General features: G+C 62.7%; 14 protein-coding genes and 1 pseudogene. 6 read left to right on the top strand and 9 right to left on the bottom strand.

Annotated features, from left to right (window positions below):
* Positions 1-36: 36 nt before the first annotated feature.
* Complete coding sequence (locus J0A91_RS20990) at positions 37-552, bottom strand: sigma-70 family RNA polymerase sigma factor (protein ID WP_069206528.1); 516 nt, start codon at positions 550-552, stop codon at positions 37-39.
* A gap of 360 nt (positions 553-912) precedes the next feature.
* On the opposite strand from J0A91_RS20990, the gene J0A91_RS25085 reads away from it, so the two are divergent.
* Positions 913-1,389 carry a type IV toxin-antitoxin system AbiEi family antitoxin domain-containing protein gene (locus J0A91_RS25085; protein ID WP_083224838.1) on the top strand — a complete coding sequence of 159 codons (477 nt, stop codon included), beginning with the start codon at positions 913-915 and terminating at the stop codon, positions 1,387-1,389.
* Between the two features lie 164 nt (positions 1,390-1,553).
* On the opposite strand, the pseudogene istB reads toward J0A91_RS25085, so the two are convergent.
* From istB to J0A91_RS20965, 4 genes and pseudogenes are all read right to left on the bottom strand, one after another.
* Positions 1,554-2,309, bottom strand: a pseudogene (gene istB / locus J0A91_RS20980) (IS21-like element helper ATPase IstB); the annotation flags it as partial.
* The gene (istA, locus tag J0A91_RS20975; protein WP_069206300.1) at positions 2,306-3,814 is read right to left on the bottom strand and encodes an IS21 family transposase; all 1,509 of its coding nucleotides are present in this window, start codon (positions 3,812-3,814) and stop codon (positions 2,306-2,308) included. The gene istA and the pseudogene istB, both read right to left, overlap by 4 nt.
* Before the next feature lie 259 nt (positions 3,815-4,073).
* Positions 4,074-4,538 (bottom strand): SRPBCC domain-containing protein, encoded by a 465-nt coding sequence (locus tag J0A91_RS20970; protein WP_069206527.1) that lies wholly within the window; start codon positions 4,536-4,538, stop codon positions 4,074-4,076.
* A 265-nt stretch (positions 4,539-4,803) separates the two neighbouring features.
* Positions 4,804-5,373, bottom strand: a complete 570-nt coding sequence (locus J0A91_RS20965) for an alpha-ketoglutarate-dependent dioxygenase AlkB (protein WP_069206526.1) — start codon at positions 5,371-5,373, stop codon at positions 4,804-4,806.
* Positions 5,374-5,852: 479 nt separating this feature from the next.
* Here J0A91_RS20965 and J0A91_RS20960 point away from each other — a divergent pair, with 479 nt between their 5' ends.
* Positions 5,853-6,146, top strand: a complete 294-nt coding sequence (locus J0A91_RS20960) for a helix-turn-helix domain-containing protein (protein ID WP_206364951.1) — start codon at positions 5,853-5,855, stop codon at positions 6,144-6,146.
* Positions 6,147-6,247: 101 nt separating this feature from the next.
* Here J0A91_RS20960 and attM read toward each other — a convergent pair whose 3' ends face one another.
* Entirely contained in the window at positions 6,248-7,036 is a 789-nt protein-coding gene (gene attM, locus J0A91_RS20955; protein ID WP_206364950.1) for an AttM family quorum-quenching N-acyl homoserine lactonase, read from the bottom strand.
* Positions 7,037-7,165: 129 nt separating this feature from the next.
* On the opposite strand from attM, the gene J0A91_RS20950 reads away from it, so the two are divergent.
* On the top strand, positions 7,166-8,089 hold the full coding sequence (locus J0A91_RS20950; protein ID WP_069206524.1) for a LysR family transcriptional regulator: 924 nt from the start codon (positions 7,166-7,168) through the stop codon (positions 8,087-8,089).
* Positions 8,090-8,116: 27 nt separating this feature from the next.
* Here J0A91_RS20950 and J0A91_RS20945 read toward each other — a convergent pair whose 3' ends face one another.
* Positions 8,117-9,052, bottom strand: coding sequence for a LysR family transcriptional regulator (locus J0A91_RS20945; RefSeq protein WP_206364949.1), 936 nt, complete (start codon positions 9,050-9,052; stop codon positions 8,117-8,119).
* Between the two features lie 64 nt (positions 9,053-9,116).
* Between J0A91_RS20945 and J0A91_RS20940 the strand changes: the two genes are divergently transcribed.
* From J0A91_RS20940 to bla, 3 genes are all read left to right on the top strand, one after another.
* Positions 9,117-9,575: a VOC family protein gene (locus J0A91_RS20940; RefSeq protein WP_083224837.1), complete on the top strand. Its 459-nt coding sequence runs from the start codon at positions 9,117-9,119 to the stop codon at positions 9,573-9,575.
* Positions 9,576-9,636: 61 nt separating this feature from the next.
* Positions 9,637-10,074 carry an acetyltransferase gene (locus J0A91_RS20935; RefSeq protein ID WP_069206522.1) on the top strand — a complete coding sequence of 146 codons (438 nt, stop codon included), beginning with the start codon at positions 9,637-9,639 and terminating at the stop codon, positions 10,072-10,074.
* Between the two features lie 95 nt (positions 10,075-10,169).
* The gene (gene bla, locus J0A91_RS20930) at positions 10,170-11,048 is read left to right on the top strand and encodes a class A beta-lactamase (protein ID WP_069206521.1); all 879 of its coding nucleotides are present in this window, start codon (positions 10,170-10,172) and stop codon (positions 11,046-11,048) included.
* A gap of 39 nt (positions 11,049-11,087) precedes the next feature.
* Here the strand turns inward: bla and J0A91_RS20925 are convergent, their stop codons facing one another.
* Entirely contained in the window at positions 11,088-11,525 is a 438-nt protein-coding gene (locus J0A91_RS20925; RefSeq protein WP_338056909.1) for a GNAT family N-acetyltransferase, read from the bottom strand.
* A 193-nt stretch (positions 11,526-11,718) separates the two neighbouring features.
* A complete protein-coding gene (locus tag J0A91_RS20920; RefSeq protein ID WP_240502111.1) occupies positions 11,719-12,528 on the bottom strand; it encodes an alpha/beta fold hydrolase in 810 nt (269 codons plus the stop codon).
* Between the last annotated feature and the right edge of the window lie 4 nt (positions 12,529-12,532).

The raw sequence follows: 12,532 nt of genomic DNA, 5'->3' as shown, positions 1-12,532 counted from the left end.
CCTAAGACGGAGTCGAACGGCACGAACCTTGACGCCTCATTCCTCATCCAGCGTCCTTTTCACATCCATCAGCGCGCGGGTGGCCTTGCGCAGATCGCTCTCGACGGTGCTGAGGCTGACGCCGATCTCGGCGGCGATGTCGCGCTGCGGCACGCCATCGAGCCGGTGCCGCCGAAATGTGCGTTCGATCCGCGGCCCGAGCGCAGCAAGCGCGGCCTGCACGCGGTTCAGACGAGCGCGAGCGATGAGCACACGTTCCCCTGCGGGCTCGTCCGAGCGACCAGGCACGGTCGCGCCATTCGAGTCGCTCCATTCCCGCTCGCGCAGCAGGCTCTGACGTTGCGAGCGGTACCGATCGAGCATGAGATTGTTGGCCGCGCGGTACAGGTAGGATATCGGCTCAGCGACGGGACCGTTCTGCGCATTGCGCACTCGAAGCCAGAGTTCGTGCAGCAGATCCTCAGCCGAATCGCCTGCGCCGTGCGCGCGCAGGAACCCGAGCAGCTTCTCCCGGTTTTGCAGAAACACGGCCTCAAGGCCACTCGGGTCCATTGGTTTCCTGTCTTAGCCTTTGGCGCTTCGACGCGCTTTAGTCCCGCCTTCGGGTCGGCGCTACCTATCTGGCGACCCGGTCGTGCGCCGATCGGAACCAAGGCCCTGCCGAGGGTTGCGTTCAGATCACGTCGACCCCGCCTCCTCAGGCGGTCTTTCTACGCGGCCCGATCCGGACGGTCTGGCAACCGCGCGCACTTACCGAACGGAGGCTGCGAGTTCGCAGCGATCGCCGCGAGGAAGGCACCCGACATTAACCTACAGTCGCAAAACGGTAAAACGTCGCTTTGATTCTGTTGGCTCCGAACAGCGGACGGGCGAACGGACAGCTCTCCAGCACCTTCCCGAGAACCATTTGAGATGTTTGAAAAAATATCGCTCCGAAACCGAACTTCCGAGCCGCCAGCGGGGCTAGCTGGCTCGGATGTTTCGAAATGGCTCCCATCTCAGGATACGTCTAAAACAATTTTGCTTTTCGCATCCGACGAGGCGAGGAAAACCCTATCACGCTTCCGTGCTTCAGCAAGCAGATCCTTATTTACACAGTCCGACGAAGCCACCGTTTTTGCCTCCGATTCGCCGCTTCCGGCTCCCCGACAGCCTACAGGTGGCATTCGGAAGCGCGAACGCGATAGGGCTGAACGGGTCAGATCGGAGGGCGGTCCTCAACCTTCGTTGAGAGAACGCGCGGTCGCACTTGCCCGGCGACGAGGGGTGGTTCGGACGAAGGATCTTGCCAGCATTGGCGTACCTCGCTGCTACCTCTCCCCGATGTGCGACGAAGGCCTGCTCGTACGCGTAGGGCACGGGCGGTATAGCGCCGGATCCAATCCATGAACGCTCAACCAACCTCGACTATCGCGCGGCGATCTGGGTGAGACATTAGCGGCGATCAGGATGAGACTCTGAGGCCGTGACGGGATCGAGATTGTCGCGGCGCGACAGGCAATGCAAGCCGAGATTGGAGTTGATCGCCGCTCCGCGACAGGGGTGTCTCAGGTTGATTGTCGCTGGAGAGCGGCACGACGTCGGTAGCTCTCGACGTTCATCTCGAAGATGGTGGCGTGGTGGACGAGGCGATCTACCGCCGCGAGTGTCATGGCGGGGTCCGGGAAGACTCTGGACCAGTCGCCGAAGGGCTGGTTGGCGGTGATGAGGGTTGATCGGCGTTCGTAGCGTGCGCTGATCAGCTCGAAGAGGACGGACGTTTCGGCTTGGTCCTTGGTAACGTAGGCGAGGTCGTCGAGCACCAGCAGGTGATATTTGTCGAGCTTGGCGATCGCGCTTTCGAGGGCCAGCTCGCGGCGCGCGACCTGGAGTTTCTGGACGAGATCGGAGGTGCGGGTGAACAGGACGCGCCAGCCTGCTTCGATGAGTGCCATGCCGATCGCAGCGGCAAGGTGGCTCTTCCCGCCGCCGGGTCCACCGATCATGATGAGATTGGCGCCCTTCTCGAGCCAGCTGTCGCCAGCGCAGAGCGCCATGATGTGCGCTTTGGAGATCATCGGCACGGCGGTGAAGTCGAAGGTGTCGAGGGTTTTGCCCGGTGGCAGGCGCGCTTCTGTCAGATGCCGCTCGATGCGCCGCCGGTCTCGTTCGGCGATCTCATGCTCGGCAAGCGCTGCGAGGAAGCGAGTGGCGGGCCATGCCTCCTTGTCGGCGCGGTCAGCGAACTGGAGCCAGGCCTGCTTGATAGCAGGCAGGCGCAGTTCGTTGAGGATGAAGGCAAGGCGCTGGGTATCGACGGAGGGGTTCATGCGGCCGCTCCCGTCAGCAGGGTGTCGTAGATGGCGAGCGAGGGTAACTGGACCGAGACGACCGGCAGGCTGGCTGGATCTGGTGAGAACCGCGCTCGAAGCTCCGCGAGATCCGGCAGGCGCCTTGCTTCGAGATCTTCTGTCAGGGCGGCGGCCAACTCTGCTTCGCAGCCCCGCTCATGGGCAAGCGAGAGCAACTCGACGATGATCTTGCAGGCGGTGCGCTCCGGCAACTGCTCGATGAGGCTGTCGAATGTCCGGCGATACGCTTCGCGCGGAAAGATCTGGTCGCGATAGACGAGGTTCATCAGCGCCATGGGCTTGCGCCGCAGGCTGTGAATGACGTGGCGATAGTCGACGACGTGTCCATGCTTGCCGTCGCCGGGAGCCCGTCCGCGGCGAAGCGTCATGAGGCGTGTCACGCCGAGGAAGAGATCGAGCCGGTCGTCGTACAGGCGGACCTTCACCCTGTGGCCGATGAGGCGGGACGGGACCGTGTAGAACACCTTCTTCAGCGTGAAGCTGCTGGTCGAGGTGACCGTGACGATGGTCTCTTCATAGTCACCTGTCCGCACCGGCGGCAATGGCTGCAGCACGGCTCGCTCGGCGTCGATCCTGGTCGCGTTGCGGCGGTTCTTGCGCGCGACGATCTCGTCGATGAAGGCCCGGTAGGCCGCGAGATCCGCGAAGTCGCCAGACCCCCGCATGAGCAGCGCATCGTTCACGGCATGCTTGAGATGGCCGTGCGCGCTTTCGATGGCGCCGTTCTCGTGGGCGACGCCGCGATTATTGCGGGTCGGCTCCATCGCATAATGTTCGCACAGTGCGTCATATCGCCGGGTGAGATCCGTCCGCGCGTCGGTGTCGAGATTGCGGAATGCCGCAGACAGGCTGTCGCTACGGTGCAGCCGCGGCGCGCCGCCCAGCGCCCACAGCGCGTTCTGGAGGCCTTCGGCCAGGGCAACATAGCTCTCGCCGCCGAGGATGACATGGGCGTGCTCGAAGCCCGACCAGGCCAATCGAAAGTGATAGAGCAGATGCTTGAGCGGTTGGCCGGCGACAGTGACCGGTACATCGAGGTCGCCCATGTCGGTGAAGTCCGACAAACCCATGCGGCCAGGTTCATGGGTCTGGCGGAAGATGACCTCCTGCACCGCACCATGCCGCGCCCGCCATATCCGGATGCGCCGCTCCATAGTCCGCCGGACACCGGGCGAGAGATCCGGATGCCGGCGCAGCATCTCCTCGAAGATGGCGACTGCCCGTAGCCCCGGCGCCGCCTGGAGAAGTGGGACGATTTCTGCGTCGAAGATCTCTGCCAACGGGTCCGGTCGGCGCCTGCCACGTGGCTCTGCCTTCTGCGACGGCAGCCTCCCGTCCTTGAGCAGCCGATAGGCTGTCGCCCGGCTGATACCGGCCTTGGCCGCTGCCACGGGCAGCGGGTCGCTTTGACGATGTTTCATGAAGAGCCTCATCTGATGATCGTTGACGTGTCCACCGCTCACCCGGCTCTTCCCTCACGGAAAAACCCGGATGTAGGTCGGCCACGACCACCAAAGCCCTTCGAAAGGGCTTCCGTTTGAGCCTGTCGGCTGCGGGCTACGCCCTACGCCGACAGGCTCAAACGGAGTCTCATCTTGATTGACGCTGCTGTCTCACCTTCATCGCCGCGCGGCACTCGACCCCCAGATGCGCTCAGCGAGCGAGGAGGCTTCTAGATCGAGAAGCACCACCATGTCGAAAGAACTCCGCGTCACCGTGGTTTCACTCAAGCAGGTTGGCGAGGTTCTTCAGCGTCGACTCCATGCCGGCTTTATGGTCTGCCTCGCTGATTCCGGCCGGTACATTCTGGGCGACAAACGTGACCTTCGTGCCGTCGCGCACGGGCGTGAGCCGGGTGGTAATCGTCATCGTGCCGCCGAACGCCGAATCCGCGCTCTCGAAGGTCACTGCCTCGACGATCTTCTCTTCTGGAACCAGCTCGACGAACCGCCCTTCGAAGATATCAGCGTCAGCAGTCGACTTGCCTTTTCCGGTCTCGGCATCGTCGTAGATGAACGCCATCCGATAGCCGCCACCCGTTCGCGGATCGAAGTGAAAGATCTTGGCGCTCATTCCCTTCGGCGGCCGCCAGGAACCAACGGTCTCAGGATCGAGGAAGGCGCGATAGATCGCCCGAGGCGATGCCAGGATGGTGCGGGCTGCTGAATGGGTGGCGGATTCGATCATCCGGATCTGAATAAGAGGAGCGTGGCATGGCGACCAACCTAAAAACGAAAGGCCGCCCCTTACGGGACTGCCCTTCCATTGTCTTGCCTTCGCGGCCAACTCAGACGAGCCGGACCCCCGCGGTGGAGGCCATGCTCACCTCAGTCGCCGCAGTCGGCGTTGGACAATGAGACATTCGACCACCTCCTTTCCGTTGTCGAACGATAGGCGTGATGTAGGGCCGCCGTCACCAGATTCAATTCGCCAAGTCGCTGTGGAAAAAGGATTATGGTGCGTCTCCATCGCGCAGGCTGCGGAAGGTGATCGACCAGCGCGGCACCTCCATCGGTGCAATGCTGTGCTCCCATTGATGGCGAACCTCCCCGGCAAGATGATAAATCGACCGAGGCGCAAGCTCGGCTTCAGCGCGCGCGAACCCGTCGGCGGTCCGCTGGCGCAACCGCAGCGTGGCGCCGTGGCCGAGTGAGATGCCGATGACATGCTCGAACACCGGCCGGTCCTTATGCCAGCCGATGCCTGCACCGGGATCGTAGCGTATCAACAAGGCCTGGACGAGCTGATCGGGCCCGAGGCTGGCGAAGGCGGCGGCCCGCGCCTTCACTGGCTCAAGCCAGTCCGGCAGGGGATCGGTGGGCGTGAACCGCCCGCTCTCGAAATCATAGCTCCAGCCGAACGACCGGGTCAGGCGCTTGCCGGTCCATTGCTGAAACCGGAAAGGGCTGAGGCCCTCGGCATCGATCTTGGCAATGAGGGAAGCCTCTTCCTCGGCCGATACGATCGTTGGCCGCGTGGCCAGCCCCGGAACGACCGGGGCATCGAACAGGTCAGCCATCATCGTAACCTGTGCCAGCCCCGTCCGCCTTCGATGCCGCCGGCTTCGCGTAACACGCGTTCGAGATCATAGCTGATCTCGGACCGGGTTGCGTTGGCCTTAGTTATCGGCCCAATCCTTGATGGACGAAGGCATATTTTTCTCGAAGGAGGGCGCCCTTGGCCTATCCGATGTGTCTCGGCCTCGGGAATTGACGGACCTCCTTCCAAGGCAAAGCGCAGGCATGTGCATCCTGTCGTCTGCTTCCGGGCGGTGGTCGATGAGGCAGTGCGCCTAACTCCCACGGCGCGGAACCCTGCCTCCCAAGTACGGGGGGGCGCCATGGCGACAAAGTGCGTATGACCGCGGCCGTAGCCACGGTTAGGTATCCATCCTTCCCGGTGACGCCGGACGGGATTGGGAGCGGAAAGCATCCGCCCAGATCTCGCTCCGAACATCGACCCTTGCTTGCGCCTTGGCAGGTCGGCTGCGCGAAGAGCTTCATGCTCGGGAATCTTTCCGAACCGCTGCAAATCGCCGAGCTCGCCTGCATGTGCCGGCTGTCCCCGGCCTATTTCGTCCGAGCGTTCGCGAATACGGTCGGGGTGGCCCCCTATGCATGGTTCCTAGGAAGACGCGTCGCCAGAGCGCAATCCCTGCTCGCGAACAGTGAATTGCCGTTGGCCCAGATCGCCCTTGATTGCGGCTTCTCCGATCAGGCCCATTTCACCAATGCGTTCGGCAAAGCGATCGGAATGACGCCCGCGCGATGGCGAAAGCAAGCGGAGCGATCCTAGACCCGCGGGCGCGGCACGCCGTGATCGAAGGCATGGGTCTCCGGAGGGAAACGCGTGGCCGACGAATTGGGCGGCCACGCCATCTCACCGACCGATCAACGTTAAGAGTAAAAGTCGGGGGCCTGCCTGAAACCGGGCCATATTTCTGGGTCATGACCTGTTACCACCATGGTCCGCTCTCTCTTGGCTAGCGCGCGCAGCTTCCGGACCGAGCGCACGGCGTCGATCGCCGAGGTCATGAACCCTGGAAGTGCCCGCTCTTCCCAATGATCCTGCGTATAGACCGCGTCCGCCGTGAGAAGGATAGCGCCTGTTTGGGGCAAGCGGACAAGAAAGGACTGATGGCCGACCGTATGGCCGGGCGTGAAGATCATACGCAGCGTGCCATCTCCATAGAGATCGTAGCCATCCGTTGCCTCACCATCGAGGAAGTGCCAGTCAAGGCCAGGTCGGTCGAAGTCCTTCCGCGCGTAGGCGCCGGCGGCGAACCAGTCGGGCGCGAAGGCATATTCGTACTCACGCCGCTGGACGATGTGGGTCGCGTTCGGGAAGCGCCCGATCGCGCCGCTGTGGTCGCAATGCAGATGCGACAGGACCACGAAGCGGACCTGTTCAGGTGCCACGCCGAGGCCCGCAAGTTGCGCGGCGCAGCCCTGGCTGCTCTCCATGATCGGCTGGTAGGCGTCGATCGCATCACCCCACCAGCCGCGAGGGTCCGATAGGCCTTCGGCGGCCAGGCCGCCATCAATGATGACATGGCCACGCGGGTGCATGAGCAGGAACCAGGGAACCGGAATTTCATAGTCGGCATCGCCTTGGTTCATCTTGATGTCGTGCACCTTGCAGCGCTGGCTGCCGGATTGGAGCATGTAGAGCCTGATACCACTCATTTGTTCTTCCTTCGGGAAAGGGTAGGGCCGCAGGGCACGGCGGCTCCACGCTTCTCCCCTTGGCTGCGAGCGATGGGTAGGCCGGTCGAACTGCTTTCATTCATCGGACTATCCGATATATAGAGGGGCATGGATTACCTCGCCGCCATGCGCATGTTCGTTCGAGTCGTTGAGCGCGGCAGCATGTCGGCGGCGGCCAAGGATCTCGGAATCGGGCAGCCGGCGGTCAGCGAACGGCTCGAACGGCTCGAGGCCGAATTGGGTGTACAGTTGCTCCGCCGGAGCACGCGGGCGCTTTCCACCACCGACATGGGTGGGGCTTTTTACGAGCGCGCCAAGCTGGCAATCGAGGCGGCCGACGACGCGCTGTCCGCGGTTCGGGGAGATGCTCCCCTGCGGGGCACGCTGCGGATCGCTGCGCCGCAGGGGCTGGGGGAGGTACTGCTGCCGGGCGTGCTGTTACACTTGCGCGAAGCACACGCTGGGCTTCGTGTCGATCTGGTTCTCAACGACCGGGTCGTGGATCCGGTCACCGAAGGCGTAGACCTGTCACTGCGCCTGGGGGAACCGGGTGAGGGCGGTTTCGCCGCGCGACGCGTTGGGCATGTGCCGCGTGTGCTGGTGGCGGCACCTGCTTATCTTGCGCACCATGGAAAACCGGAGACACCTGGGGATCTCGTCGGCCACGCCTTCGCCCGTGTGTCGGGCCTCTTTGCAGGCGGTCGATTGCCCTTGCGCACGATCGACGGTTGCGCTCTGGCGGCGCCCATCGATGTCGTCCTCAACGTCAGCCATTGGCGGCCGCTTCACGCCGTCCTGCTCGGCGGGGGCGCCATTGGCGTCCTCCAATTGGCTGTATGCGCGAAGGATCTTGCAAGCGGTCGACTGAAGCGCCTGTTGCCGGCCTTCGAAGTTCCAGGGCTCGATCTTCACGCCCTTTATGCGCCCGGACTGCCGATGGCCTCGCGTACTAGAACGGTTCTGGCACTGATCGAGCGAGAAGTGGCTCGTCTGTCGATCGAGATCGAGAACGCGGTCAAAGGTCTCTTCTGATCACCGCAGTCGCCGCGCCGATCACGTTCAAGTTCCGAGCCGCGAGGTGGCCGCGTTGGCAACCGCATCCCGAAGCCAGCCATGCGCTGCGTCCCTTTCGCGCCGACGATGCCAGGTTTGAACAAATGGGAAGCTGCCCAATTGGAAGGGCAGTGGGCTGCACCGCAGGTTCCCCGGCACGATGTGGTCAAGACTGCGCCTGGCAGCCGTCAGGATCAGATCGGTGCCTCTGACAAGGTCGGGAGCTGCTGACCAATGCGGGACTTGAACGGCTATGCGGCGCTTGTGACCGAGGCGGGCAAGGGCATCGTCGACCTCACTGTCGTCATGCAGCGCTACGGCAACCCGCACATGGGGTCGCGTCAGATAATGTTCGAGTGAGATTGGGGTGCCTTCTTGCTCGGCGTCGAACAGGCAGGCGAATGAGTCTTCAAAAAGCAGGGCGCTTCGAAGATCCCTGCCGCCGGGTTGCTTGAGGACCGGATACACGCCGACCGCAAGGTCGATCTCACCGTCCATGAGCGCCGCGATCGCGCGCTCTCTGCCGTAGGAAACGATGGAGAGATTCATCTGCGGCGCCATTTGTCGAACCTGCGAGACAAGCGTCGGCAGCAGAATGGTCGCCCCATAATCCGACATTGATAGACGAAAATGGCGATCGCACCGCTCCGCGTCGAATGTCGGTTGATCGACCAGCGAGCGTATGAGTGCGAGCGCCTCACCCAGCGGTTCGACGAGTTGAAGCGCGCGGGCCGTTGGCTGGAGCCCCCCTTCGCCGCGTACCAGAAGCGGATCGTTGAACAGATCTCGTAGCCTTGCAAGCGCATGGCTGACCGCCGGTTGCGAACGATTGAGCCGGATGGCCGCGCGCGAGATATGGCGTTCCGCGATCAGCGCCTCCAGGATCGGCAACAGGCTCAGGTCAGACGGCTGGAGATTATTCAATCTATGCATAGTGGACATACTTTTCTTCGATTTCCATTCGTTTCGTCAATGGACGAAAAGCGGAGGGAAAGGAGACCCAACGATGTCTCAGTCACCGCAAATGGATACTGGATTGTCCCATGTCGCGCTGGTGGTGCGCGATCTTGAGAAAAGCATCGCTTTCTACCAGAAGTTCGCCGATCTTGAGGTCGTCCATCGCCGTAGGGCTGGTGGCGACATCGATGAGGTCGCGTGGCTAGCAGATGGAACGCGTCCGTTCGCGCTGGTCCTCGTCGCCTCAACTGCCTTGGTTGATACGGCACTTGGTCCGTTTGGCCATATAGGCGTTGCCTGTGCGACGCCGGAGGATGTCTATGCCCGCGCTGCCGAGGCTGAGCGCCACGGCGCCCTGCGCTCTGCTCCCCGCGATGATGGACCGCCCGTGGGCCTTTGGACCTATATCGCTGACCCGGATGGCAATACGCTTGAGCTCTCATTTGGCCAGGAAATTGCTTTCGCTATAGACGGTCGCCAGCAAGCACTGCCAGAGGCACATTGTTGAAGTTTCCGATATCTGGCTGCTTTGGCAGCCGATCAAAAATTAGAACGGGAAAGAACCGGAAGTGATTACAATCAGAGATTCCCGTCCCGACGACGGCGATCGTGTCATCGAAATCTGGCGTGGCGCGGTTGACGCGACGCATGACTTCCTCTTGCCCGAGGATCGTCTCGCACTTGACGAGATGGTGTGCGGCTTTCTGCCTCAGGCGCCGCTTTGGTTGGCCGTGGACGTCAAAGATTATCCGCTGGCCTTCCTGCTTATCGACAATGGCCATATGGAAGCGCTCTTCGTCGATCCCCGCTATCGAGGAACGGGTCTTGGCGCGGCGCTGGTGCGCCATGGCCTGGCCCTTCACCCGGAGATGACGACCGACGTCAACGAGCAAAACGGCCAGGCAGTCGGCTTCTACGAGAAGATGGGGTTCAGGCGGACCGGCCGTTCGTCACTTGACGGGCAAGGCAGGCCTTATCCGCTCATTCATTTGCGGCATGGTGACTGATCCTGGGTTGGCGCCTCAAATGCAAGCTTGCCAGTTACCGCGGAGCATTCGCTCGCGGCGGAGATCGAGAATAATCGTGAAGGAAGAGACGGGCCATGGTCATCACGAGACGCGTGACATTGCTCGCTTCCCTTGGGGCAGTGCCTTGGCTGTTTGCGGCATCAGCGCGGGCAGGTGATCGCCAGAGCACTATCGAAGCCCGGCTCAAGGCGCTTGAAACCCGCAGCGGCGGGCGTTTGGGCGTTGCCATTCTGGATACCGCGACCGGGGAGATGATGGGGCGCCGGCTTGATGAGCGCTTTGCGCTGTGCAGCACGTTTAAGGCTCTGGCGATTGCCTTCACGCTCGCTCGCGTTGATCGCGGTGAGGAGAATCTGGATCGAAGGATTTATTTCACCCAGAAGGATCTGGTGACGCCCTTCAAGGCGACCAGGCCACATCTTGCCGACGGCATGACCGTTGCGGAGCTTTGCGGAGCTGCGGCCACCGTCAGCGACAGCACCGCCGCGAACCTCCTGCTGGCCGGCTTCGGCGGGCCTTCCGCGCTGACCGCCTATCTGCGCTCGATCGGGGATCACACGAGCCGCATTGACAGGACTGAACTGGCCCTCAACATCGTCAAGCCGGGAGAAACGCATGATACGACGTCACCGCGGGCCATGGCTGCGACGCTGCGACACATCCTGCTCGGCTCGGCCCTGTCGCCAGCATCGCGGGCGCGCCTGATAGAATGGATGATGGCGTCCAAGGATGCGGCTGCGCAACGCCTAAGGCGTGGCTTGCCGGTGGGGTGGCGGATCGCGAACAAGCCGGGGACATGGGAAGGCGTATCGACCAACGATGTCGGCGTGATCTTCCCGCCCGATCGTCCGCCGATCGTCGTTGCAGCTTATCTGGGCGGGGGGCATGGCTCCGTGGCGGATCAGGAGGCCATTTTGTCTGAGGTCGCTCGTATCGTCGCGAGGGTTGTCTGACCGCGAAGGTATGGAGAAGGGCCAACTGCGTAAGCGTGGCTAATGGCTCGCGCGCGCGCGCCATTCGTCAGCGAGAAGACCAAAGATCAGCGAGTCCCGAATACCGATATGGGTCTGCCACTCTGCCCGTAACCGTCCTTCCAGCGTGAAGCCGAGGGCTGTCAGCAGCGCGATCGACGGCTGATTGTCCGGATCGGTATCTGCGAAAAGGCGCCGCTGGCCTTCGGCAAAAAGCTGATCGATGACCATCGTGACAGCTTCGCGCGCATAACCCTGACCCTGCGCGTCTTGGGCAAGGAGATAGCCGATCTCCGACACACCCTCGCGTTTTTGGCCTGCCGCCACAAAGCCAATGGCATGCTCCTCACCCGTCCTGATGATCGCCCATGCTCGCCAGTTCGACTGATCGTCGTCGGCGAAATAGGTGCGAAGATCATCGAGATGGTCAAAGGGAGCGCGAGACCACCACCGCATCATGTGGGATTGCCCATCGTCGGAAACAAGGCGTCCGCGTCGCCCAGAGCGCGCGGACGCAGTGTCAGGCGGTGTGGCTTGGGCGTGTCGGCCGGAGTCGGCGCTGTTTGTGGGAAAGCCATTCGCATTTCTCCCGGGTGCGCATTCTGAAAACCATCTTCGCTGAGACCAGCGTCTCATCGGATGGCCGAAGCTGTCAGGACCCAACGGGGCCGGATTGCCCGTTCACGAGGTTGCAGATCTCAGCGATGACCCGTCCATCGAGTTCGGGCGGCAGATCATGCCCCATGCCGTCGATCTGCAGGTAAAGCGCATCGGGGATCGAGCTGGCCGTGTCGCGCCCGCACGTGGGGAGGATCAGCGGATCATCGGTCCCATGGATAACGAGTGTCGGTACCGTGATGCTCGCAAGCCGCGCCCGCCGGTCGCCAGCCACTGCCATAGCCGCGATCTGCCGCGCCGCGCCGCTCGGGTCGTAGGAGCGCTTCACTTCTTCCAGGAGAAGGGCGCGCTGCCCTTTTGCATCGAAGGGAAAGCCTGTCCCTGCAATCTTGCGTGCGAACGCAAGACGCACTTCCAGAAAGCCCTCGGGATCGATGGCCGGATCAGGCGCCGGGCGCATCATCATTGCCATAACGTCGGGCGCGGCCTGGGGCAGGGCGGGATTACCGGTGCTAGACATGATCGACGTCAGGGACAGAACCCGGCCGGCATGTTCGCTCGCGAGGATCTGGGCGATCATGCCCCCCATTGAGCGCCCGACGACATGTACCTTCTCGGCGCCGAGGGCGTCGAGAAGGCCGATCCCATCGGCAGCCATGTCGTAGAGCGTGTAGGGCACGTCTGGTCGCCGCCCCGCCATCAGCGCGGCAGCGAGCGCGCCGAAATCCGGCGCAGGCGACGTGCTGAAATGGGTCGAGCAGCCCGCATCGCGATTATCGAAACGGATCACGCGAAAGCCCTGCGCCGCAAGTCCCTCACAGAACCTGTCGGTCCAACGGATCATCTGC

Origin of the sequence: Sphingomonas panacis, from assembly GCF_001717955.1 — a bacterium.
Lineage (GTDB): Bacteria > Pseudomonadota > Alphaproteobacteria > Sphingomonadales > Sphingomonadaceae > Sphingomonas > Sphingomonas panacis.
Note: the sequence above shows the minus strand (reverse complement) of the source record. Positions and strands in the feature narration are given on the sequence as shown.